Source organism: Pseudomonas sp. LjRoot277, from assembly GCF_964253845.1.
In the GTDB taxonomy this organism is placed as follows: domain Bacteria; phylum Pseudomonadota; class Gammaproteobacteria; order Pseudomonadales; family Pseudomonadaceae; genus Aquipseudomonas.
Genome location: NZ_CAXURI020000001.1, coordinates 4,984,584 through 5,008,065, shown reverse-complemented (window position 1 = coordinate 5,008,065; position 23,482 = coordinate 4,984,584). Strand labels below are relative to the sequence as shown.

19 protein-coding genes are annotated in these 23,482 nt (G+C 58.2%); 7 read left to right on the top strand and 12 right to left on the bottom strand.

The genetic code is table 11. The annotated features are described in order from the left end of the window. Positions 1-4 precede the first annotated feature (4 nt). Complete coding sequence (locus tag ACSQ87_RS23475) at positions 5-811, bottom strand: alkaline phosphatase family protein (RefSeq protein WP_223431695.1); 807 nt, start codon at positions 809-811, stop codon at positions 5-7. Between the two features lie 176 nt (positions 812-987). Further along, positions 988-2,058: an ABC transporter substrate-binding protein gene (locus ACSQ87_RS23470; RefSeq protein ID WP_046049149.1), complete on the bottom strand. Its 1,071-nt coding sequence runs from the start codon at positions 2,056-2,058 to the stop codon at positions 988-990. Positions 2,059-2,407: 349 nt separating this feature from the next. Here ACSQ87_RS23470 and ACSQ87_RS23465 point away from each other — a divergent pair, with 349 nt between their 5' ends. Further along, positions 2,408-3,121 carry a UTRA domain-containing protein gene (locus ACSQ87_RS23465; RefSeq protein WP_223431696.1) on the top strand — a complete coding sequence of 238 codons (714 nt, stop codon included), beginning with the start codon at positions 2,408-2,410 and terminating at the stop codon, positions 3,119-3,121. Positions 3,122-3,152: 31 nt separating this feature from the next. On the opposite strand, the gene ACSQ87_RS23460 is transcribed toward ACSQ87_RS23465, so the two are convergent. Further along, the gene (locus ACSQ87_RS23460; protein WP_436274490.1) at positions 3,153-3,920 is read right to left on the bottom strand and encodes a DODA-type extradiol aromatic ring-opening family dioxygenase; all 768 of its coding nucleotides are present in this window, start codon (positions 3,918-3,920) and stop codon (positions 3,153-3,155) included. Between the two features lie 103 nt (positions 3,921-4,023). Between ACSQ87_RS23460 and ACSQ87_RS23455 the strand changes: the two genes are divergently transcribed. Then, complete coding sequence (locus ACSQ87_RS23455; RefSeq protein WP_436274489.1) at positions 4,024-4,677, top strand: thiopurine S-methyltransferase; 654 nt, start codon at positions 4,024-4,026, stop codon at positions 4,675-4,677. Between the two features lie 175 nt (positions 4,678-4,852). On the opposite strand, the gene htpX is transcribed toward ACSQ87_RS23455, so the two are convergent. Together htpX and ACSQ87_RS23445 are read right to left on the bottom strand one after the other, a co-directional pair. Continuing rightward, the gene (gene htpX / locus ACSQ87_RS23450; protein ID WP_436274488.1) at positions 4,853-5,740 is read right to left on the bottom strand and encodes a protease HtpX; all 888 of its coding nucleotides are present in this window, start codon (positions 5,738-5,740) and stop codon (positions 4,853-4,855) included. Positions 5,741-6,055: 315 nt separating this feature from the next. Beyond that, entirely contained in the window at positions 6,056-7,267 is a 1,212-nt protein-coding gene (locus ACSQ87_RS23445) for a pyridoxal phosphate-dependent aminotransferase (RefSeq protein WP_046056560.1), read from the bottom strand. Between the two features lie 225 nt (positions 7,268-7,492). Between ACSQ87_RS23445 and msrB the strand changes: the two genes are divergently transcribed. The 3 genes from msrB to ACSQ87_RS23430 all read left to right on the top strand — a co-directional run bounded on the left by msrB (position 7,493) and on the right by ACSQ87_RS23430 (position 8,936). Next, the gene (gene msrB, locus ACSQ87_RS23440) at positions 7,493-7,891 is read left to right on the top strand and encodes a peptide-methionine (R)-S-oxide reductase MsrB (protein ID WP_223431699.1); all 399 of its coding nucleotides are present in this window, start codon (positions 7,493-7,495) and stop codon (positions 7,889-7,891) included. A 101-nt stretch (positions 7,892-7,992) separates the two neighbouring features. Then, complete coding sequence (locus ACSQ87_RS23435) at positions 7,993-8,478, top strand: glutathione peroxidase (protein ID WP_007983498.1); 486 nt, start codon at positions 7,993-7,995, stop codon at positions 8,476-8,478. Beyond that, positions 8,475-8,936 carry a MarR family winged helix-turn-helix transcriptional regulator gene (locus ACSQ87_RS23430; protein ID WP_008145868.1) on the top strand — a complete coding sequence of 154 codons (462 nt, stop codon included), beginning with the start codon at positions 8,475-8,477 and terminating at the stop codon, positions 8,934-8,936. Before ACSQ87_RS23435 ends, ACSQ87_RS23430 begins: the two co-directional genes overlap by 4 nt. Here the strand turns inward: ACSQ87_RS23430 and ACSQ87_RS23425 are convergent. Continuing rightward, on the bottom strand, positions 8,920-11,241 hold the full coding sequence (locus tag ACSQ87_RS23425; protein ID WP_436274487.1) for a response regulator: 2,322 nt from the start codon (positions 11,239-11,241) through the stop codon (positions 8,920-8,922). The genes ACSQ87_RS23430 and ACSQ87_RS23425 overlap by 17 nt on opposite strands. Positions 11,242-11,407: 166 nt before the next feature. On the opposite strand from ACSQ87_RS23425, the gene ACSQ87_RS23420 reads away from it, so the two are divergent. Both ACSQ87_RS23420 and ACSQ87_RS23415 read left to right on the top strand, forming a co-directional pair. Beyond that, positions 11,408-12,298, top strand: a complete 891-nt coding sequence (locus ACSQ87_RS23420; protein WP_436274486.1) for an ATP-binding protein — start codon at positions 11,408-11,410, stop codon at positions 12,296-12,298. Further along, positions 12,295-12,777: a GAF domain-containing protein gene (locus ACSQ87_RS23415; protein ID WP_436274485.1), complete on the top strand. Its 483-nt coding sequence runs from the start codon at positions 12,295-12,297 to the stop codon at positions 12,775-12,777. Before ACSQ87_RS23420 ends, ACSQ87_RS23415 begins: the two co-directional genes overlap by 4 nt. Here ACSQ87_RS23415 and ACSQ87_RS23410 read toward each other — a convergent pair whose 3' ends face one another. The 6 genes from ACSQ87_RS23410 to ACSQ87_RS23385 form a co-directional block, all read right to left on the bottom strand. After that, positions 12,778-15,723: an HD domain-containing phosphohydrolase gene (locus tag ACSQ87_RS23410; RefSeq protein ID WP_436274484.1), complete on the bottom strand. Its 2,946-nt coding sequence runs from the start codon at positions 15,721-15,723 to the stop codon at positions 12,778-12,780. A gap of 49 nt (positions 15,724-15,772) precedes the next feature. After that, a complete protein-coding gene (locus ACSQ87_RS23405) occupies positions 15,773-19,417 on the bottom strand; it encodes a transporter substrate-binding domain-containing protein (RefSeq protein ID WP_436274483.1) in 3,645 nt (1,214 codons plus the stop codon). An 8-nt stretch (positions 19,418-19,425) separates the two neighbouring features. Next, on the bottom strand, positions 19,426-20,052 hold the full coding sequence (locus ACSQ87_RS23400; protein ID WP_150656985.1) for a response regulator transcription factor: 627 nt from the start codon (positions 20,050-20,052) through the stop codon (positions 19,426-19,428). 255 nt (positions 20,053-20,307) lie between these two features. After that, the gene (locus ACSQ87_RS23395; protein WP_223431704.1) at positions 20,308-20,700 is read right to left on the bottom strand and encodes a response regulator; all 393 of its coding nucleotides are present in this window, start codon (positions 20,698-20,700) and stop codon (positions 20,308-20,310) included. A gap of 183 nt (positions 20,701-20,883) precedes the next feature. Further along, complete coding sequence (locus ACSQ87_RS23390) at positions 20,884-22,212, bottom strand: deoxyguanosinetriphosphate triphosphohydrolase (RefSeq protein WP_150656983.1); 1,329 nt, start codon at positions 22,210-22,212, stop codon at positions 20,884-20,886. A gap of 69 nt (positions 22,213-22,281) precedes the next feature. Continuing rightward, positions 22,282-23,445: an EAL domain-containing protein gene (locus tag ACSQ87_RS23385; RefSeq protein WP_223431705.1), complete on the bottom strand. Its 1,164-nt coding sequence runs from the start codon at positions 23,443-23,445 to the stop codon at positions 22,282-22,284. Positions 23,446-23,482 lie beyond the last annotated feature (37 nt).

Below are 23,482 nucleotides of genomic sequence, written 5' to 3'. Positions count from 1 at the left end.
GTGTTCACTTGAGCAGCTCCCGGCACACAGGTTTGTCGTGGGCCACGCCCAGCAGTTCGCAGACGGTGCCGCAGATTTCAGTTTGTTTCGGTGCTGCGTTGGCATTGAAGCTGAAAGCGTCGCCGAGGACGAACAGCGGTACTTCGCGTTCTTCCTGCAGCAGGCCGTTGTGGGAGCGGTCGTTGTTCATGCCATGGTCGGCGGTCACCAGCACCTGATACCCGGCGTCGAGCCAGGTGTGCAGGTAGTCGGCCAGAATAATGTCGGCCGAGCGGGCGCTGTTGCGGTATTGCGGAGTGTCGAGGCCGTGCTTGTGCCCGGCGTCGTCGATGTTCATGGGGTGGACCAGTAAAAAGTTCGGCGCATGACGCAGACGCAGGTTTTCGGCGTCGGCGAACAGGTGCGAGTCCGGGTAGTGATCGCTCCAGTAGAAATGACCGTGCTGGATTGGCAGGTCCGGGGCGTCGGTGTGACGATCCCGCGCGGCCACAAACGGCGAACGGTTATACAACTCACTGACCCAGTGATAGGCCGCGGCCGCGGTTACAAGGCCGGCATCGCTGGCGTAGTGATAGATGCTGCGCTGGTTGGACAGGCGTGAGACGTTGTTGTGAACGATGCCACTGTCGATCGGCGTGACGCCGGTCAGGATGCACTCGTAAAGCGGTCGGGACAGGGCCGGCAGTTCGCACTCCAGTTTGTAGAGCGCCGCGCGTCCTGCGCCAACGTAAGCCTGCAGGTGCCCCATGGCGTGACGGGCGACCTCGTAATTGAGGCCGTCGAGCACGACAAGGATGACGTTGTGCTTCATAGGGCGATGACTCCGCAAACAGATGATTCAAGAACGCAACCAACCCCCTGTGGGAGCGGGCTTGCTCGCGAAGGCGTTGCAACAGTCACCACGGATGGTGAATGTTATGGCCCCTTCGCGAGCAAGCCCGCTCCCACATTGGATCTCCATCAGATCTCCAAATGGGATCTACCGCATTACTGCTTCATATTGACGATGACTTCTTCCTGCCACTTCTGAGGAAGGGCTTTGGAGGTCTTTTCCCATGCGTCGGCGTCTTTGATCGGCGTGACCTTTTTGTACTGCTCGTTAGGCAGCAACTGGGCCTGAACCTCAGGCGGCAGTGTCAGATGCTCGGCGCGGATCGGACGGGCGTTGCCGCGTGCCAGATTGGTCTGGCCGGCGTCGCTGAAGATGTATTCGCGGGCCAGTTTGGCGGCATTCGGGTGCTTGGCGTACTTGTTGATGATGGTGGTGTAACCGGAGATCACCGAGCCATCGGATGGAATCAGCACGGTGTAGTCATCCGGGTTGACCATTTTGGCCTTGTAGCTCAGACCGTTGAAGTCCCAGACCACGCCGACTTCGATTTCACCCTTTTCCATGGTGGCAATTGTCGGGTTGGCCATCGACAGGCGGCCTTGCTTGGCGATCTCGGAAAACAGATCCAGCGCCGGTTGGAGGTTTTTCTCATTGCCACCATTGGCAAGCGCGGCAGCCAGAACGCCATTGGCCGCTTGGGCCGCGGTACTTACATCACCGATGGAAACTTTGTATTTGCCGTCCTTGAGGTCAGCCCATTTGGTCGGAGCGTCGGAGCCGTGCAGCAACTTTTTGTTGACGATGAACGCGATGGTGCCGGTGTAGGCGAGCGCCCAGTTGCCGTCCTTATCCTTTGCCCAGCTCGGGATCTGATCCCAGGTGCTTGGCTTGTAAGGTTGTACAACGCCTTGTTTCACCGAGATCGGACCGAACGCGGCACCGACATCACCGATATCGGCAGTGGCGTTGTCTTTTTCAGCGGCGAACTTGGCGATTTCCTGGGCCGAGCTCATGTCGGTGTCAATGTGTTTCAGGCCGTAGTTCTTGGCCAGGTCATCCCAGGTGCCTTTCCAGTTGGCCCAGTTGTCGGGCATGCCGACGCTGTTGACCTCACCTTCCGCTTTCGCCGCGGCTTCCAGGGTTTTCAAATCGGTATCAGCCGCCATCGCGGCGGTGCACATGGCAATGGTCGAGCCTAACAGTGAGGCCAGGAAAAGCTGTTTCATCCGAAGCTCCTTTGGGCGTTTTCAACGCTGCGATTGCGGTTGTGTTGGTCTAGGTCAGCAATACCTGAGCCAATTTAGGCGCCCCTGATGACATTTTGATGTCGACGACTGGTCGGCCTATATTTTTTGAGCTGCAATGCTCAGGCTTCGGAGTAAGCGTAGACCATGGCTAATAGGCTGATATAAAAGGACTTGGCCGTGAAATTGCAGGCGTCTGGATCAACCGTTCGGCGGCTTTGTCATCTGTCAGTCATGTGCAGTGCCTAGGCTTGTCGGGAGTTGAGGGAACCGATTTGAATCGCGGTTCCGCCCCGAAACAGTGCTGGTCTAGTCCAGATAGGTAACGTTGATGCGCATCGAGACAACCAAAGCGGTGACAGCCATCGGGCAGGTTCTGCAGGAACAGCTCGACCATGGCCTGTTGGCGCCCGGGAGCAAACTGCCGGCCGAGCGCAAGCTCAGTGAGTTGTTCGGGACCACGCGCATCACCGTGCGTGAAGCGTTGTTGCAGCTGGAAGCCCAGGGGCAGATCTATCGGGAGGAGCGCCGTGGCTGGTTCGTGTCGCCACCGCGCCTGGCCTACAACCTGATGCAGCGCAGTCACTTTCACGCGATGGTCAGTGCACAGGGACGGGTGCCATCCACCGAGGTGATTTCAGCGCGGTTGCAACCGGCGTCGGCGTCGGTCTGTGCCTGGTTGCAGTTGCCGGCGTTGTCGAGCGTGATTCAGATTTGCCGGGCACGGCGGATTGATGAGCGGCTGGTGTTGTATGTGGAGCACTATTTGAATCCGCAGTTTTTTCCGGGGATTCTGGATTTCGATTTGAATCAGTCGATTACCGAACTGTATGCGCGGCATTACGATTTGCATTACGGGCGGGTGCGTTTCGAGATTGTGCCGACGGCGTTGTCGGTGGATGCGGCGGCGGCTTTACGGGTGTCGGTGGGGAGTCCGGGGTTGCGCATTGCTCGGGTCAATTACGATCAGCATGAGCGGTTGATCGATTGTGATCTGGAGTTTTGGCGGCACGACGCGATTCATGTCGGGGTTGATGTCGTCTGAACCTGGCCGCCACACACTGTGATTTTTTACGTTATCCGAAGCGGTAGATGTCCATGCCCAAGGCCCCCATGGTGAATCCCTTGTGGGCCACGCTGAAATGTCCTCCGGCGCCGCGGGCAAAATACAAAGGCAACAAATGTTCATCACTCGGATGGTTGCGCACGGCATTCGGTGCTTGCTGACGGTAATCGTGCAACGCGGTTTCGTCGTTGGCAGCGAGTTTTTCGATCATCCAGTCACGAAATGCCTGGGCCCAGGGTTCGACGCTTTCCGGACCTGCGTGCCAGTCCAGTTCGCGCAGGTTGTGGGTGATGCTCCCGGAACCGATCAGCAGCACGCCGTGTTCACGCAGACTGGCCAGGGCATGACCGACGCGGGTCTGCAGGGCCGGACCGCCGCGGGTGGGCAGCGAAACTTGCACCACGGGGATGTCGGCTTGTGGATACATCAATGACAAGGGCACCCAGACACCATGGTCGAACGGCCGTTCGGCGTCGATGCGTGCGGGCAGGCCATCGCTCTTCAGCAGTTCGACAACCTCTGCGGCCAATTGTGGATTGCCGGGCGCCGGGTATTGCACGTCGAACAACGCCTGCGGAAAGCCGCCGAAGTCATGCCAGGTTTCAGGCTGGGGATTGCCGCTGACGATCAACTCATTGCTTTCCCAGTGCGCAGAAACAATTACGATGGCGTTGGGTTTCGGCAATTCTGCAGCCAGGCGAGCGAGGGCGGGCCCGCTGGCGCCCGGTTCCAGTGCCAACATGGGCGAGCCATGGGATATGTACAGGCTGGGGAACATGAATGAGCTCCTGAGGGGTAAGATGGCATCATCTTCAGTCAGATCATTGATCTAAATCTAATATAAGTTTTAGGGTCTTTTGATCGAATTTTCGGGATTAATTATGCAGCCGGAGTTTTGGCACAAGCGGTGGACGTCGAATCAGATCGGCTTTCACCTGCCGGAAGTGAATCCATATCTGCAACGGTACTGGCCGCAGCTAGGCCTGGAAGAGGGCTCGCGCGTGCTGGTGCCGCTATGTGGCAAAAGCCTGGATCTGCTGTGGCTGGCGAAATGCGGTCACGAGGTGCTGGGCGTCGAGTTGTCGGAAAAAGCGGTGGAAGACTTTTTCCACGAGCATCAATTTGATCCGGACGTCAGCGACCAAGGCCCCTTTACTGTCTATCGGGCGGGCTCGATCGAGATCTGGTGTGGTGATTTCTTCGCGTTGACGGCCGGCGATGTCGCCGATTGCAGTGCGCTATACGACCGCGCTGCGTTGATCGCCTTGCCACCGAAGATGCGGGAGCAATACGCCGAGCATCTGAAGCGGATTGTGCCGAAGGATTCGCTGGGGCTGCTGATTACCCTGGATTACGACCAGGCACAAATGGAGGGGCCGCCCTTTGCAGTGCTGGATGACGAAGTGCAACGGTTGTTCGGTGCTTCGTGGGAGTTGAAGGTTCTGGAGGACCAGGACGTTCTGGGCGAAAGCTGGAAGTTCCTGGAAAACGGTGTTACGCGGCTTGAAGAGCGGGTTTATCGGGTTTCCAGCTAACAGGTTTGTATTGTTTGTGCCGGCCCCTTCGCGAGCAAGCCCGCTCCCACATTTGAAATGCATTCCCCTGTGGGAGCGGGCTTGCTCGCGAAGAGGCCCTGAGAACACCGCAACAATCAAGCAGACAAAAAAAGGCCCGCATCACTGCGGGCCTTTTCTTTTAGTGCGGAACCTCTCAGCCCCGACGACGCAGTGCGTCGATGCGCTCTTCCAGCGGCGGGTGGCTCATGAACATGCGGGCGAACCCCTGTTTGATGCCACCGTTAATGCCGAAAGCCGTCAGGGTGTCCGGCATGTGCACCGGCAGCCCCTGTTCGGCACGCAGGCGTTGCAGGGCGCCGATCATTGCGGCGGTACCAGCCAGGCGTGCACCGGCTTCGTCTGCACGGAATTCGCGTTTACGCGAGAACCACATGACGATGGCGCTGGCCAGAATGCCCAGAACCAGTTCGGCGAAGATGGTTGCCACGTAGTAGGCGATGCCCTGGCCTTCTTCGTTCTTGAAGATCACCTTGTCGACAAAGTTGCCGATGATCCGTGCGAAGAACATCACGAAGGTGTTCACCACGCCCTGGACCAATGCCAGGGTGACCATGTCGCCATTGGCTACGTGGCCGATTTCGTGGGCCAGAACGGCCTTCACTTCATCTGGCGAGAAACGCTCGAGCAGCCCTTGGCTGACCGCGACCAACGCGTCGTTCTTGTTCCAGCCGGTGGCAAAGGCGTTCGCCTCGTAGGCCGGGAAAATACCGACTTCGGGCATCTTGATCCCGGCTTCCCGGGACAATTGCTCGACGGTTTTCAGCAGCCATTGCTCGTGACGTGTGCGCGGCTGGCTGATGATTTGGGTGCTGGTGCTCATCTTCGCCATCCACTTGGAGATGAACAGCGAGAACAGCGAACCGGCGAAACCAAAGACCGCACAGAAAATCAGCAGCTGATTGAGGTTGAGATCAACCCCGTTGGCCGCCATGAACCCGTTGAAGCCGAAAAGGCTCAGGGTGATGCTGGCAATCAGCACGACCGCCAGGTTAGTGGCCAAAAACAGCAGGATGCGCATCATGGTTGTAGAAATCTCCTCATGCTAAAGATGTAGCGTACTGCGGGGTATATAAGGTGCTGACCCGGGCTATTCAACCAGGTGACTATTTCAAACTGTGTCCTACGGCAACAGTCTAGCTGTTTGAAGGGCATTTCCGACGTCGATGCGGGAAGCGTTTGTCAGCCAATTAACGTCATAGGCCCCGCCGTTGTTAGACGCGAGCACTCAACGGTCATCAGTCAGCGATTGAAGAAGCGATGTTCGGCAGGGCGCAAAGAAATATTGCTGAATCAATCACCGTGCGACTTGCGCAAGCGTCGCACGGTGACAGGCAGGTTACTGGCGATAGGACTTGAGGAAGTTGCCGATACGTCCGATGGCCATGTCCAGGTCGTCCACACGCGGCAGCGTCACCACACGGAAGTGGTCCGGCCATGGCCAGTTGAAGGCGGTGCCTTGAACCACCAGCAGCTTCTCCGACAGCAGCAGGTCGAGCACGAATTTCTCGTCGTTATGGATCGGGCAGACTTTCGGGTCGATCCGTGGGAACGCATACAGCGCGCCCATTGGCTTGACGCAGCTCACGCCGGGAATGTCGTTGAGCAGTTCCCAGGTGCGATTGCGCTGTTCCAACAGTCGTCCGTTGGGCAATACCAGATCATTGATGCTCTGGTAGCCGCCGAGGGCGGTCTGGATCGCATGCTGGCTCGGCACGTTGGCACACAGACGCATGTTGGCCAGCATGTCGATGCCTTCGATGTAGCTCTGGGCGTGGTGTTTCGGGCCGGAAATGGCGATCCAGCCGGAACGGAAACCCGCCACGCGATAAGACTTGGACAGACCGTTGAACGTCAGGCACAGCAGATCTGGCGCCAGGGAAGCCGTGCAGATGTGCACGGCATCGTCGTACAGAATCTTGTCGTAGATCTCGTCGGAAAAAACCACCAGGTTGTGCTGACGGGCCAGTTCCAGCATGCCCAGCAGGACTTCTTTCGAATACACCGCGCCCGTCGGGTTGTTCGGGTTGATGATCACCAGTGCTTTGGTGTTCGGGGTGATCTTGGCCTTGATGTCGGCCAGATCCGGCCACCAGTTGGCCTGCTCGTCGCACAGGTAATGCACCGGATTGCCGCCCGACAGGCTCACCGCGGCGGTCCACAGCGGGTAGTCCGGAGCCGGCACCAGCACTTCGTCGCCGTTGTTGAGCAGGGCCTGCATCGACATCACGATCAGCTCGGAAACGCCGTTGCCCAAATAGATGTCTTCAATGCCGACGCCTTCTACCTGCTTTTGCTGGTAGTACTGCATCACGGCCTTGCGGGCGCTGAACAGACCTTTGGAATCGCTGTAGCCCTGAGCAGTCGGCAGGTTGCGGATGACGTCCTGAAGGATTTCATCCGGCGCTTCGAAACCAAAAGGCGCCGGGTTGCCGATGTTCAGCTTGAGGATGCGATGGCCTTCCTCTTCCAGGCGTTTGGCGTGCTTGAGCACTGGGCCGCGAATGTCGTAGCAGACGTTGGCGAGCTTGTTCGATTTGCTGACCTGCATGGCGATGTGTTCCCGAAAATGAACGATCCAGGCGGCGTATGAACGACCGTGCTGGGAATCCTGCGTATTCACACAGGCCTGGCGCCTTGAGAGGCAGCACCCATAATCCGTTTGAATGCGCGTGGTCTGGCTGCCAGACTGGCGTTTGACGAGGCGCAATCATACGTGCCGCCCGATCCGTGGAAAAGGTACAGATCGGGCTTTTTCAGCTGCTGAGGTGTGATGATGGAAAAGTTGGAAAAAACCCTGGAAGAATGGCGGGCGATGCTCGATCCGGAGCAGTACAACGTTTGCCGCCTCAAAGGCACCGAACGGCCGTTCTCCGGCAAATACAACGACAGCAAGGTCGATGGCATTTACCACTGCATCTGCTGCAACGAGCCGCTGTTCGACTCCAAAACCAAATTCGACTCCGGCTGCGGCTGGCCGAGCTTCTATGCTCCGATCGGCGACAGCGCCATGGTCGAGATTCGTGACGTCAGCCACGGCATGATCCGCACCGAAGTGGTCTGTGCCAAATGCGATGCGCACCTGGGGCACGTGTTCCCGGACGGCCCGCCGCCGACCGGCCTGCGTTATTGCATCAACTCGGTGTGCCTGGACCTGGTACCCCGCGGGAAATAAACCAGAGGGCGATCCGATGATCGCCCTTCGGATATTTAAATTGCACACAATTCAATTGCTCGCTATGTTTGTCTTGTCTTCCCTCATTTAGAGTCCGAACCATGAGCGACAACCTGCTGAGCATCCCTTGCACCACCATCAAGGGTGAGCAAAAGACCCTGGCGGATTTCGCCGGCAAGGCCGTGTTGGTGGTCAATACCGCGAGCAAATGCGGCTTCACTCCGCAATACAAAGGCCTTGAAGAGTTGTGGCAGACCTACAAGGATCAAGGTCTGGTGGTGCTGGGTTTTCCGTGTAACCAGTTTGGCAAGCAAGAGCCGGGTAACGAAGGGGCGATTTCCGAGTTCTGCGAGTTGAACTTCGGCGTCAGTTTTCCGCTGTTCAAAAAGATTGAAGTCAATGGCGCCGACGCCCATCCGCTGTTCGTTCAACTGAAAAAACGCGCGCCGGGTGTGCTGGGTTCCCAGGGCATCAAGTGGAACTTCACCAAGTTTCTGATCGGCAAGGATGGCCAGCTGGTCAAGCGCTTCGCCCCCGCGACCAAGCCGCAGGACCTGACCCGCGAGATCGAAGCCCTGCTCAAATGAACACCTTGTCAGTCGATTCCCTGAAGCTTGACAGCCAGCTGTGCTTCAAGCTGTACGCCGCTTCCCGGGCGGTGATCCGCGCCTACAAGCCGATGCTCGATCAGCTCGGCCTGACCTACCCGCAATACCTGGCGATGCTGGTGTTGTGGGAATGGCAGGAGGCAGCCCCGGAGCAGCCGACGGTCAAGGCGTTGGGCGAACGCCTGGCGCTGGATTCCGGCACGTTGACACCGTTGCTCAAACGTCTTGAGCAGCTGCAATTGGTTCAGCGTCAGCGCTCGGCGCGGGATGAACGTGAAGTGCATTTGAGCCTGTCGCCAACCGGCAAGGCCTTGCGCGATCAGGTCGGGCCGCTCAAGGCCCGTCTGTTATGCGACAGCGGTGTGGATCTGGATCGCCTGAATGATCTGCGCGATGGTCTTGATCATCTTTTGGGGCAAATCAAAGCGCTGTCGTAGTAGGGACCCACAAGTCCAGCAGGGCAGCCAACTCTTCCCGGCGGAAGGGTTTTGCCAGGTAATCGCTCATGCCTGCCGCACGACAGCGTTCGCGCTCTTCGGACATGGCGTTGGCGGTCAGGGCGACGATGGGCAGCTGTGGCCAGCGTCCGCTACGACGGATTTGCCGACTGGCCTCGTAGCCGTCCATCACCGGCATGTTGCAGTCCATCAGCACCAGATCGAATTCGCTCTGCTCCAGCTGATCCAGCGCCTCACCACCGTGACCGGCGACAATCACCTCGCAACCGAGTTTTCCGAGCATCCCCTTGGCCACCAGTTGGTTGACCGGATTGTCCTCCACCAGCAGCACGCGTCCGCGTCGTTGTGGGGAGAGGGCGTCGAGCCGGGCACCGTTGATCGTGTTGAGTTCCGGCTGCAGGGTTCGCCGCAGCGTCTGGTACAGCGCGTTGCGTGCCAGAGGCCGCGCCTGTTGCTGTAAGGGGGCGAGGGCAAGTGCTTGTTCGCTGGGCATGAAACTGCCATAAGCGGTGACCAGCAGAATGGGCGCTGTACACGAAGGACGCAGGCCAAACAGGCATTCGGGGCAATCGGTAATCAGTACATCCGGGTTCAGGCCCAGCAACGAGTCATCGAGGGAACGCTGCTCATAGTCGAGCCCCCAGCCGGGTAACACACTTTTCAACAGTTCTGCCAGACCGCTGCGGGCGGCGGTGATTGCGATGACCTTGCCCTGTAAAGAGGCCGGGGGAAGGGCGCGAGTGTGGCTGGGCAGCGGCAGATCCGCACAGAACTGGCTGCCGAAGCCTGCTTCCGAGCTGATGGTGAGGCGCCCTTGCATGGCTTCGCAGAGGTTGTAGGTCAGTGCCAGGCCCAACCCGGTCCCGCCGAATTGTCGGGTAATGCCGGCACCCGCCTGCGTGAATGGCTGGAAGATCTTGACCTGGGCGTCCTGGGCGATACCGATGCCGGTGTCGCAGACTTCGATTCTGACGCCGTCCTCGAACGTCGACAGGCGCACATCGACGCGACCGAAACGGGTGAACTTGAGGGCGTTGGACAAGAGGTTGCTGACGATCTGTCGGACCCGCGTCGGATCCCCAAGCACCAGGGCCGGAAAGTGCGGGTCGATCAGGCAGCTCAGCTCGACACTCGGCGCGGCGTTTTGCGATAGCAGGTTAGCGGTGTCCTCGATCAGCGAACCGAGGTCGAACGGAATATGTTCGAGCTCAAGTTGGCCGGCATCGAACTTCGACAAATCGAGAATATCGTTGAGCAGTTCCACCAGTACTTTGCCCGAGTCATGGGCGATGGACAGCTGTTGCTGTTGCTCGGCATTGAGCGGGCCGTCCAGGGAAAGCGCGATCATCCCCAGCAGGCCATTGAGCGGCGTGCGGATCTCGTGGCTCATGTTGGCCAGGAACACCGAGCGCGCTTCGGCCATGTCCAGGGCGGTTCTGCGGGCGACTTCCAGTTCCTGATTGGATTGGCTGAGCCGCGAGTTGATCGCCTTGAGTTCCGCCGTGCGGGCCGAGACGATGTTCTCCAGTTGCTCGAGGTAGTCGGTCAGGCGGTTTTCGGCGTTGCGTCGCTGCTGGATTTCGGTGGCGATGTTTTCGAATTGTTGATTGGCAACCTTGACCAGTACACCGATTTCATCGTTTTCATGGTCCGTCGGACACTCCAGCGACGTCGACTCCGTGCTGCGCGGGTCGCGACTGCTGAGTTCACGGATGACCCGCACCAACGGCTTGGTCAGCATCACATAGAACAGCGCCAGCAGGATGCCGGTCAGCAGCAGGCTGCGAGCGAAGCCGTTGAGCAGGGTCACCTCGGCCCGGCGCAGGAACCGGTTGCCGAATGAATAAGTGTCGACGTCCAGACGCAGGGTGCCGAGGGATTCGGTCGGCAAGTGATCCAGGTAGAGACGGTCTTCGAACTGTCGGTTGGCGCCGAACAGGAAGTCGCTGATCACCCGATAACCGCTTTGCACCTCCGGGCGTTTGACGCTGGCGAGCACGGTACTGTTGTTGTCGATCAACTGCGCGCCGATGATCGCCGGCGAGCGCAACAGGCCCAGGGTCAGTTCCTGAGCGAGTTCGGCGTCGATGTTGTAGGCGATGCGGGACGCGGGGTTGTGGCTGATTTCCAGCAAAGACAGGATTTCGCGGTTGATGGAGGCGTCTTCACTGGCATAATCGATGCCGATTTGCAGCAGACTGAGCAGCGTGCCCAGAATGAAACCGACCAGCACGGTAAGCCTGGCTTGCTTGTAGGACAGCCGGTTGGTGAACTTGATATCCATGGGGTGTCGAACCACTTCCGTTTCCCTTCGCTGCTCAAGCATAGTCGATCATGCATGGATACCGATGTTCTCGCGAGCCCTTGTGCAAAGGGATGAACCGGACACCGAACGCTGTGTTTTGTCGCTTTATCGCCATCATTACTGTGAACGTGCCCGAGGAGAAGACGTGGATTCCCGATTAAATGCTTTTCTTGAACGCGCCGATGCCGTTTTGGCCCGTATCGAACCGCTGCTGCCTGCCTCTCGGCAAGCTATCGACTGGAATCATTGCCTTGCCGCGCGCTGGCAACGCGAGGGGCGCAGCGGGTTTCTGTTGCCGCTGGAAGTCAGCCTCGACATGCGTTTGTCCGACCTGATCGGTGTCGACCGGCAACTGGAGCAACTGGGGCGAAATACCCAGCAGTTCCTCGATGGCATGCCGGCCAACCACGCGTTGCTCTGGGGCTCGCGCGGCACCGGCAAATCGTCGTTGATTCGTGCCTTGCTGGCCGAACACGCCAAGGCCGGATTGCGGCTGATCGAGATCGAACGCGATCACCTGGCGGACTTGCCCCGAGTGGTCGAGCAGATCGCCAAGCTGCCCCAGCGTTTCGTGCTGTTCTGCGATGACCTGTCATTCGAGTCGGGCGAGGGCGATTATCGCGTACTCAAAAGCGTGCTCGACGGCTCTCTCGAACAGGCCCCGGATAACGTTTTGCTGTACGCCACGTCCAACCGTCGCCACCTGGTGCCGGAAAAGGAAAGCGATAACGAAAACTGGAAACGCGTTGACGGCGAACTCCATCCCAGCGAGGCGGTGGAAGACAAGATTGCGCTGTCGGACCGTTTCGGATTGTGGCTGTCGTTCTATCCGTTTACCCAGGAACACTTTCTCAACGTCGTCGAACACTGGATCGGTCAACTCGCCGACAAGGCCGGCCTTAAGTGGCAGCGAGACGAAGCATTGGACATCCTCGCGGTGCGCTGGGCCACGGGCCGCGGCAATCGCAACGGACGTTGCGCGTATCAATTTGCTCGCTATTGGGTCGGGCTGAAGCTGTTGGAGCACAAGGCATGATCGATTTACAAAAGAGCGGCCAGGGCCTCGAAGGCTACGGCATGCTGTGGGCGCAATTGGAGTCACTGCTGGCGGACGAGCGGGATTTCATTGCCAACGCCGCGCAGTTTTCTGCGTTCCTGTTCAACCAGCTCGATGACCTGAACTGGGCCGGGTTCTACCTCAATCGCAATGAAGAACTGGTGCTTGGCCCGTTTCAAGGGCAGATCGCTTGCGTACGGATTCCGTTCGGTCGGGGTGTGTGCGGAGCGGCGGCGGCCACCTTGCAGACCCAGTTGGTCGAGGACGTGCACGCGTTCCCCGGGCACATCGCTTGCGACAGCGCGTCGAACAGCGAGCTGGTGGTGCCACTGGTCAAGGACGGTCGCCTGATCGGCGTGCTGGACCTCGATAGCCCGAAACTGGCGCGTTTTACCGCTGCAGATCAGGCCGGTATCGAGCAATTAGCGGCGATTTTCCTGCGCCTCACCGACTGCTGATCATGCCAGGCCTGCCTTGACCAGCAGGCTTGCCGGATCAACCGCATCGATCTGTTGGGGATCGAGGAATCGATCGGCGTACTGCGAGTAGATTTGCGCGTTGATGAACAGTGCGAACAACTCAGGATCGATGTGGGCATCCCGGCACATGGTGGCCATGATGCCCAGCGCTTCGCTCAAAGACTTGGCTTTCTTGTAGGGGCGATCGGCGGCGGTCAGTGCTTCGAAAATATCGGCAATCGCCATCATCCGCGCCGGCAGGCTCATTTCTTCGCGCTTCAACTGTTTGGGATACCCGGTGCCGTCCATTTTCTCGTGGTGGCCGCCGGCGATCTCCGCGACATTGGTAAGGTGGCCGGGGAAGGGCAGGTGGCTGAGCATCAGAATCGTCTGCACCATGTGGTGATTGATGATGTAACGCTCCTCGCGGGTCAGGGTGCCTCGGGCAACGCTCAGGTTGTAGAGTTCGCCCCGGTTGTACTTGTAGCGCGGCACATCGAGCTTGAACCCCCACGGATTATCCTCCGGAATCAGTTCGGCTTCGGGCCGTTCGAACAGGTGCTCGGGTTTGTCCGCCAGCAATGGCTCGCTGACCGGCAGTGTCGGTGCCGGGGTCCGCGCCTGACGCCGGTTCTCTTCCCAGGAAACGCCCAGCCGGTCATCCAGGGTTCGGGTCCAGGTGCGTTGGGCGATGCTGCGCAGGCGTTGCAGGTCGGACTCGGCCATCGCTTCGCCCCCCAGGTTGCAGCGGGCAATGAACGCGAAATCATCGTCCAGCCCCGCCAGCGTGGCGTTGCGCAGTTCGGCCAGGCGCTGCTCGTCACCGCCCAGGGCCATGGCTTGCCAATAGCTGATCCAGGCATCGCGCTTGAGCACTTCGAAGCGGGTGCGGATTTCGTGAATACGGTCGTTAAGGGTTTCCAGCTTCGTGGCTTTATCGACCACATATTCCGGAGTGGTGATCTTGCCGCAGTCGTGCAGCCAGGCGGCGATGTGCAGCGCTTCCCATTCATCGTCGGTGGGTTGATAGCCACTGAAGGCCGGGTCCTGGCTGGCAGCGGCAGCTTGAGCGAGCATCAGGGTCAGCGCTGGCACTCGCTGGCAGTGACTGCCGGTGTAGGGGCTTTTGGCGTCAATCGCACCCGCCAGCAATTGAATGAAGGAATCCAGCAGTTGTTTTTGTTTGGCTTGCAGGCGCTGGCTTTCAATACTCACGGCGGCCGCGCCGGACACAGCCTGGAGGAACGCGATGCGGTCGGGACGAAGTTTCTCCAGATCGCTCAGGTTGCCGGTATCGGCCAACAGCAGGACCAGCAGGCCCACGGTTTCGTTATGACGATTGTGCAGCCGAATGCCGATCAGATGAACGCGGGGACATTCCAGCGCATGCAACACCTTCTGCAAATCCCCGGCCTGTTCAAAACCAAGCGTGGTGACGACGTTGTCGGCATTCGACAGCTGCTGTAGCCATGCAGGGCTTTGCGGAGCCTGGAGTTCGTGTCCTCGAAGATCAAATGACGGCAATGCCTGTGAGGTGCCGTTGACGATCAGACCATGGGGTTCCATGCGATCGCCATCACTTTCGCGCAGGTAGATCAGGCCGGCCTGGGCCTGGCCGATTTTCACGGTTTCAAACAACACCCGTTCCAGCAAGGGGGCGAAGCGGGTCTCGGCGCTCAGGCTGTCGGTGATCTGGAAAAAACTCGCCAGGGTGTCTTTCATACGCGTCATCGACACACTCAGTTGGTCGACTTCGAGCACGGGAGAGCGACGTGAGGCTGGAAAGTTGAAGTCAAAACTGCGAACCGCATCCGCCTCGCGCACTAGCGCGCGCAGGGGATTGACCAGAACCCGCGAGGTCAGCCAGCCCAGCGGCAGGCACAGCAACAGCGTGGCCAGGGTAATCAGCGCACCTTGCCAGCGCATGCGGTAGGCATCGACAAGTAACTCATCTTCCGGCACCAGCAGTGCCAGTTGCAGTCCCTGGGGGCCGCCCTCCTGCATGCGGCTGCGGGCAACGATCCACTGACGACCGGCGACATCCAGGCGATTACCTGCGGGGGGATTGTTGAGCAATGCGCCGAGGCCGGGGCTCAGGTCGGCGGCTTTGATCAGGCGGGCAGTCTGATCGTCGATGATCAGTTTGCTGCTGTCGGGATACGCGATGGCATTCCCTTCAGCATCGAACAGCACAATGTCGGTACTGGGCGTCACGACATGTTTGGCCAGGGTTGCGGAGAGTTCCGCCAGGGTCAGATCGGCACCCATGATGGCCTGTTCGCCGCTGCGCCGGGCCAGGGTAGTGCCGACATTGTGGGTGGAGAAAAAGATGTAGGGTTCGGTAGTGATCTGATCGCTATCGCTGCGGGCGTTGCCATACCAGGCGCGGATTCGCGGATCGTAGGTTTCGTCGGGGTTGTCCTGGCGGCTGATGAGGGTCAGATCCTGATCGAAAAACAATGATTGGGAGCGGACCTGACCGCTGTTGCCTGTTCGCTCAATGCTCCACACCTGATAAGCCGCAGTATCCGGTGCCTTGAGGAGCGTTTTCAGATCGCGGGTTCGCAAGGGCCGAACCATGAAGAAATCACCGTTGCCATAGCCCAGATACAACGAGGCCAGGTTGGGGTTGTCCTTGAGCGACTGGCTGAAGGGTTTGAGCAGCGCCAGGCGTTGCTCCAGGTCAGGTGCCTGGGTCGCCGGGTATTCCGCCAGCAGGGTCAGCAGATGGCGAATCGGTTCATAAGTGGCGTGCAGGTCGAGACGCACGTCCTGCTCGATGCGGTTGAAGAGCTTTTCACTGCTGGAAAGAATGATCTGCGTGGTTTGCTGGTAGTTGAAAAGGCCCAGCACCACGCCAGTCAGCAACAGCAGGAAAGTGAACATCACGCTGATATGGACGTGCAGGGGAAACCGCCGTTGATCCGGGCGCAGTGGGCTGGGCATTGCAGGTCTCTCCATGATGGTTAACACACTGCTCAGCGTCCAAGCATAGTTAAGGCTCTGTCATTCTGCTTTTGTCGTTTTGGCCGATCTGTTGCTGCAATGCTTGCTCCAATTCGAGCATGGCGCGCTCTATAGCCTTGCTGCAATCGGCAACTTCGTCGTGATGAAATACTTCATGGCAGGCCTTTTCCAGCGCCTCGCAGCTGTCGATCACCCGGGACGCCTGGACGATTCGGGCGGCGCCCTTGATTTTGTGGGCGACGTCGAGAAATGGCTGAGGCTCTTTGGAGGGGGACAGCGCCAGCAGTTCTTGTCGGTCCAGACGGTTGCTGTTCAACAGTTCGGTTAACAGTCGCTGGTCCAATACCGGATCTGCGCCGGTCAAAAGACGCAGACCTTGCAGGCTGAACGCCGGATCGCGGACGGTTGGCCTGATACCTTCAACCCACTGACTCAAGGCTGTCAGGGTAAGGGGCTTGAACAGGCAATCGTCCATCCCGGCTTGTTTGCAGCGTTGTATTTCTTCCGGTTGTGCGTTGGCGGTAAAACCCAGGACGGTACAGGGCGGGCGATGGGTTTTTTGTTCATGTCGGCGAATGGCGCGGGCCAGTTCGTATCCGTTCATGATCGGCATGTTGCAATCGACAATCACCAGATCGAACGGCTCGGCTTCCCATGCCTGAAATCCTGCCTGGCCATCCGGTGCGACGCTGAATCGGTGGCCCAGAAACTCCAGTTGCTGACACATGAGCAAGCGATTGGCGGGGTGATCGTCGACCACCAAAACATTCAAGGGGGGCGTCGTGGTGTGGATTTGCGCTTCAACAGTCTCTGGCTTCTGCTCGAGTGGCAGTGTTGCCAGGTGCAACGTCACCTCGACTTGAGTACCGACACCCGGCTGGCTGCTCAATTGCAGGCTGCCGCCCATCATTTCGCACAGGCTGCGGCTGATTACCAGTCCAAGCCCCGCACCGCCTCTGGCTGACTGCCCGGAGTGATCGGCCTGGGCGAAAGGTTCGAACAGCCGCCGCTGATCCTGTTCGTTGATCCCTATGCCGCTGTCGTGAACCTGCAACAGCATCCGGACCCGCTCAGGCTCGGCGGTCGAGTGCAAGTCGACGATGATCCTGACTTGGCCTTGCTCCGTAAACTTGATGGCATTGCTGACCAGATTGGACAAGACCTGCTTGAACCGCATCGGGTCCAACAGGACATCAAACCCCGGATTGGCAGGGCGGAATTCCAGCAGCAACTGGAGGCTTTTCTGGCGCGCCAGTCCATCGAAGACCCGCACCACCGAGGCCACGATTTCACTTGGATTGACCCGTTCAGGGCTCATGCTCAAGCGTCCGGATTCAATCCGGGCAATGTCGAGAATGTCCCCGATCAGCTCCAGCAGGTCCTTCGCCGAGTTGTACGCCACATCGATGGCCGGGCGATCCGGGTGCTCATGATCGATGCGTTTCAGCGTGAGTTCGAGCATTCCGATGACCGCATTCATCGGGGTGCGGATCTCATGGCTCATGGTCGCCAGAAAAGTGGTTTTGGCTCGGTTGGCTTCATCGGCGCACTCTTTGGCATAGCGCAGATCATCGAACAGTTGCCGCCGTTCGCTGATGTCGATCCAGCCGCCGATGATGCCTTGCACTTCACCGCTCGAATCACGGTAGGGAAGAATCCAGTGGTAAATCGTCAGTCTGCGGCCGCCGATGTGCAACGCGCGATCGAGAATCAACGGTATCCCCTCGGCCATGACGCGCTGGTAATCGGCCTGATATTCCCGGGCTTCGAACGCATTGCTCATGTTTGCTTGCATGACGCCTTTGCCGATGACGTCTTCACGTTTTGCGCAGAAGGCTTCCAGGTAACTGTCGTTGCAGCTTTGCAGAAGTCCCTGACGATCTCGGACGTAGATGGGATGAGGCGTCCCGTTGACCAGTGATCGCATGAATTCGAATTGATCGTTCAACGCGCGCTCGGCCGCCTGACGCTGCTTTATCTGGCGACGCATGTAAGCGTTCCAGGCAACGGAAATCAGCAGCAGCACCCCGGCACCGATAACGATTTGGTAGAACAGTCGGTGATAGTTGCGCCAGGTACTTTGCGAGGACGCCGAATAGCCGCGCCAGCGGCTGTTGATGATGCCCAGTTCTTCCGGCGCAATACTCAGCAGCGCCTTGTTGAGGATGGCGTTCAGCTCTTTGGCTTCCCGGCTTGTGGCCAGGGAGAACGCGGCCTGCCGGGTACCGATGGTGGTACTGATTTGAAGGGTTTGCTCGAAGAGTTGCGATGAGATGAAGTAGTTGGCAATCACCAGTGAGTTCACCGCACCTTCTGCCTTGCCCTCGGCCAGCAACTCCACGGCGCTGAACGTGTCCGGGGTTTCAATCAGCCTGATCCGCGGGAACTCGCTGCGCAGGTAATCCACCAGGGGATTGCCTTGGGCGATTGCCAGGCGTTTGTCCCGCAACTGCAAAAGGCTTGTCGGGCTGTCGGCGGCCTTGCGAGTCAACAGGACAAAGGAGTTTTGCAGGTAGGGGCGGGTGAAGTTCAACGTCGTTTCACGTTGGGCGCTGGGGAGCAGGGCGGCGATCAAGTCGGCCTTTTGGTCCCTGATCTGCTCGATCATCTCGTCATCGCTGCGGCTGCGATGGACGTCGAAGCGCAAACCGGTGCGCAATCTGATCAGCTCGAGCAAGTCCGCGGTAACCCCACGAAAGTTGCCATCACTGTCGAAAAACGTCAGCGGCGCAAAAGCCTCATTGACCACCACACGCACTACCGGGTGTTGCGCCAGCCAGCGTTCTTCGTTGTGGGTGAGCTGCAGTTTTTGATCGGTGAGCAGCATGTCACTGCCGGCACTCCAGCGCTTGGCAATGTTGTCTCGTTCGCTGGTGGGGATGGCCATCAGCATTGCGTTGATGATCCCGAGCAGTTGCGGGTTGTCCTTGTGCACGGCAAAGCTGAAACCGTGGGCTTCGTGTTTGCCGAAGTTGGCCATGCGGATGTTGTTCAGATACCCCTTGTTGATCATGTAATGGGTAGAAATGGTGTCACCCAGAAAAACGTCAGCCTGGTCGAAGGCAACGGCATTGATCGCATTCTGGTAGGACGGAAAGGACGTGATGATCGCCCCCGGATACATGGCCTTGACCTCCTCCAGTGGCAAATAGTGATACACCATGCTCAGCCGTAGACCGGTCAGGCCATTGGTCAAGGATCTGGTTTCACCTTCGCGTGTCACCAGAACCGGCTGGTCTACGGCGTAGGGGGTGGAAAGTACGATGTCAGCGTTGTGAGCTTCGAATCCATTGGCGGTACCCAGCAAATCGATCTCGCCGTTTTCGAGTGCTTTGATCGCGTCCTCCCGGGATGAGAAGCGCAGAACCTTGATTGGCAAACCGGTGGTTTTGCCAAGGATACCTGCGTAATCGGCGGTAAAACCTTCGTAGTCGTGACCACTGAGGGTCAGGTCGAAAGGGGGGTAGTCCGGGGCTGAAGTGCCAAGGATCAGTTCCCGTTTATTCTCGATCCATTGTCGTTGTGATTTATCCAGTTGGACTTCCTGGTGTCCGGCCATCGAGCGACTCATCAGGGTGTAGTTCTCGCTGACGGTCTGCGCAGCGGCCACTGAGGCGGTCAGGCATAAACCTGCGGCCATGAGTGTCAGATAATCCTTTATACGACTGGGCATCCTGTCTCTCACACTAACGCGTTACGTTTTGCCATATCGATGAGTTCAACCAGGGATTTGGCTTTGAGTTTCTGCATGAGGCGTTTTTTATAAGTGCTAACAGTCTTGTTGCTCAGGAACATGCCTTTGGCTATTTCCTTGTTGGTGCGGCCTTGGGCAAAGAGTTGCAATACCATCAGTTCCCGGTCATTGACTGATTTGAACAGTTCCAGGTCGGCGAAACGCGCGTCATCACCGCGAACAGGATTCAAAGCCTGGCTTGGGAAGTAGTTGTAACCTGACAATACCGCTTTTATAGCACTGACCAGTTCACTCAGGTCTTCCTGTTTGCACACATATCCCGATGCGCCGGATTGCATGCAGCGAATACCGAAAAGTGTCGGGCATTGTGCTGTTAAAACCAATGTTTTCAGGCGGGTACTCATTGCGTTGAAACGGGCGAGAACTTCCAGCCCATCCAGTTTGGGAATACTGATGTCGAGAATGACCAGGTCAGGCATGCATTCGCGAACCATCTGCATGGCGTCGACCCCATTATCAGTTTCGCCGACGACTTTGTAACCTTCATGTTCAAGCAACATTCTGACGGCAAGGCGGATAACCGGGTGATCATCGACAATAAAAACGGAGTTCATAATCAAATCCCATGCGAGCTCAAATAAAGCGCGCACCTTAGCTCAGATAGTTGAGGCGACGCATGAGCTGACGGACCTGCAGCGGCAATATAGGAACAATCCTACAGCTGAAGAAGAATGGGACTACGTATCAACTAGGTTTTTTATGAAGAAGGGTGAAGATTGTTGATGATTAGTCGAGAGGTTGGAAGTATTTAATTATAAGTTGTGAGTGGTGTTTTGCCTGAATTTTTAGTGTGTTTGGTGTGCCATTTTTTACAATGATGCCAAGGTCAACAAGTTTCTAAATTCGGATTGTTTCAGCGGTTTGATCAAGTACCCCAATAATGGCAGTCCGTGTTCGTTGGCCTTTTTTTCAAGTTTATCCAGTTCAGCGGATGTCAGGCTACTTAACAGTATTGCCTGTCTAATCATCCCCCGGTGGCTGGCGAATTCGACCAGATCAAGACCGCAGAGGTCGGGCAGACATTGATCGCACAAAAGAATATCAAATGGTTGTACAGCCTTGAGCATTTGTTGCAAGGCGCCATCGGCACTGTCGGTGGTGGTCAGTTGGGTGAAACCGTAACTTTCAAGCAGGTATTGAGTCGCCCGGAGTTGGAAGGGGTGATCCTCCACCAGCAAGATGCGCAGATCGTCTTTGAACATAGGATTATTCACGCTTCTTCTGTCGAGCTGAAGGAAGCGAGATTATTTCGCGAGGTAACCGAATAATCGATCAGTTAGCTCAGCGCATGTTGTAGGGGGATTCGGTGAACGTTGAGTGCACTTGGGGTTTGAGAGGCAAATCAACCATTGCAGGCGGCGTAATGGCTGATCACCCAGGTCTCATCAGTGGCTCGAACGACCCGTCATCTCCAGCGCCATTTCGCTTGCGTAGCTGTCGGTCATGCCGGCGATGAAATCAATCATCCGTAGAAACGAGGCGTGCAATGAGCCGTGAGGATCGGGCGCATTGTTACCCAACAGGTCGAGGACTCGGCGACTCTTGAAGGACGGCGTTCGCCCGTTATGCTGTTCCAGTGCCGCGCCGCAGAAGGCGTTGAGCAGGATTTCCAGCGTGGTGTAGGCGCCGATTTCATGCAGGGTCTTGCGCTTGTCCTGGAAGATTTTCTTCCGCGCCATGTCCTTGGCATTCAGGACGCAACGCTTGGCAGGGCCGTGCATGTGCTCCACCAGATCACCGGGCAGCGTGCCGGCCAGCAACGCGTCCTGTTGCTCGACAAAGGCCCGGGCTGCGGCGTTGGTCAGGTGTTCAATGGCTTTGCCTCGCAGGATCGCCAGTTTGCGCCGGCGCGAATCCTGTGGACCGAGCTGGCGATAGGTTTCCGGCAGATCGTCACCCACAAGGTCCAGCAACAGGGACTCGACCTCGGCGTACTCCAGCAACTCCATTTCCAGACCGTCTTCCAGATCGATCAGCGCGTAGCAGATGTCATCGGCAGCCTCCATCAGATACACCAGCGGATGGCGCGCCCAACGCTGTTCCTCGAGTTGCGGCAGGCCGAGTTTATGGGCGATTTGTTCCAGAAGCGGCAATTCGCTCTGATAGCAGCCGAACTTGTGTTTTTTGTAGCCCAGAGAATCCGCGTGTTTTGCCGTCCATGGGTACTTCAGATAAGTACCCAGCGTGGCGTAGGTCAGCCGGGTGCCGCCGTCGAACTGGTGATATTCCAGCTGGGTGAGTACCCGGAAGCCTTGGGCATTGCCTTCGAAATTGAGGAAGTCATTGCGTTCGACTTCGCTCATTGCATCCAGCCAGCCACGGCCGGCGGCTTGCTGGAACCAGTGGCGAATCGCGTCTTCGCCGGAATGGCCGAAGGGTGGATTGCCGATGTCATGGGCCAGGCAAGCCGATTGCACCACCATGCCCAGGTCGCTGGGCTCGCACCAGTCAGGCAGGGCGCTGCGGATGGTTTCGCCGACGCGCATGCCCAGCGAACGGCCGACGCAGCTGACTTCCAGCGAGTGGGTCAGGCGCGTGTGGATATGATCGTTGCTGGTGACCGGATGGACCTGGGTCTTACGCCCGAGACGGCGAAACGCGCCCGAGAAAATGATCCGGTCGTGGTCTTTGTGAAAAGGGCTGCGGCCGAGTTCTTCCGGGCTGTGCAGAGGCTTTCCGAGGCGTTCGCGGGTAAGCAGGGTTTGCCAATCCAAGGCGGGTTCTCTCCGTCAGGTGTTTGATTGCTTAAGCTTCCGGGTTCGCGTCCGGACCTGCAAGCGGAACTACAGCCCGGCGGCGTCGATATCGATGAGCAGCAGTCGCTCGCCGTTGTCGAAAAATTGCCCTGCGGTGAGGCAATACTGGTTGCTGGTGGCATCGCGGTAAGTATTGGAGAGCGTCAGTCTTCGCTCATCCCAGCCTTCGGCAAGCAGATGATAGAAGTAGGGACGCCATGACCAGTTGTGGCCCAGGTAGCGATTGTCGGCCTCCCAACCGTTGTTGCGCCACTCAAGGTTGGGCGTCAGCTGCGTGCCGTGGCGGTCGCATTGGTAGAAGCGCAGCAGCCAGGGAAATGCATCCAGTTGTGGCAAGGCGCTGAGCGGCGCGCGGGCCTGAGCCCATGCTTGCAGGATGGTCATCAGCTCGCTGAGTTGCTGGCGCATGATCATCAGGCGACCGCGCTCGTCCAGCTTCTGCTGGACATAGCGCTGACGCAGTTGCGCGAAGCGCTCGACAAAGGCGTCCGAGGCAAAGAAACCGGCTTGTGCCCGGGCGAACAGAAAACCCTGAACGTAGCGCGAACCGCACTCCAGGGCAAAACTCAGTTGAGCCTCGGTTTCCACCCCTTCGGCGATGATCCAGCAACCGGTTTTCTCCGCCATTTGCGCCAGAGCCTTGACCACGTCGCTGCTCGGTCCACCTAACGCAGCGGCCTGGAACAAGCGCATGTCGAGTTTGAGGATGTCCGGTTGCAGCGCGAGTACGCGATCAAGCTGAGAGTATCCGGCACCGAAATCATCGATGGCGATCCGCGCGCCGGCCTGTCGGTAGCGCGCCACGACGTCGGTCAGGCGCTGAATATCGCCCCCCAATTCGGTGATCTCGAAGACAATGCGTTGTGGATCGACGTTGTGCCTGATCAATTGCTTGAGGCTCGGTAGAGCCTGGTCCTGTCGCAAGCGGTTGATCCAGCGTGGCGATATGTTCAGGCTCAGAAACCAGTCCGAGGGCGCTTCATGCAGACGGCTCAGCGCGTTATCGCGGATCTGGCGATCCAGACGACGCAGCGCGATGGCGGGCGTTCGCGGGTCGGCGAACAGTGGCCCCACCGAGGTCATTTGACCGTCGGCCTGGAGCAATCTTCCCAGTGCCTCGACGCCAGCGATACGGCCGGTGGCGGTATCGATGAAGGGTTGAAAACAGGCGAGCGGTTGCCCGTCGATCACGAGGCCTCCTTGGTCAGGTCTTGTTATTGGATAAAAC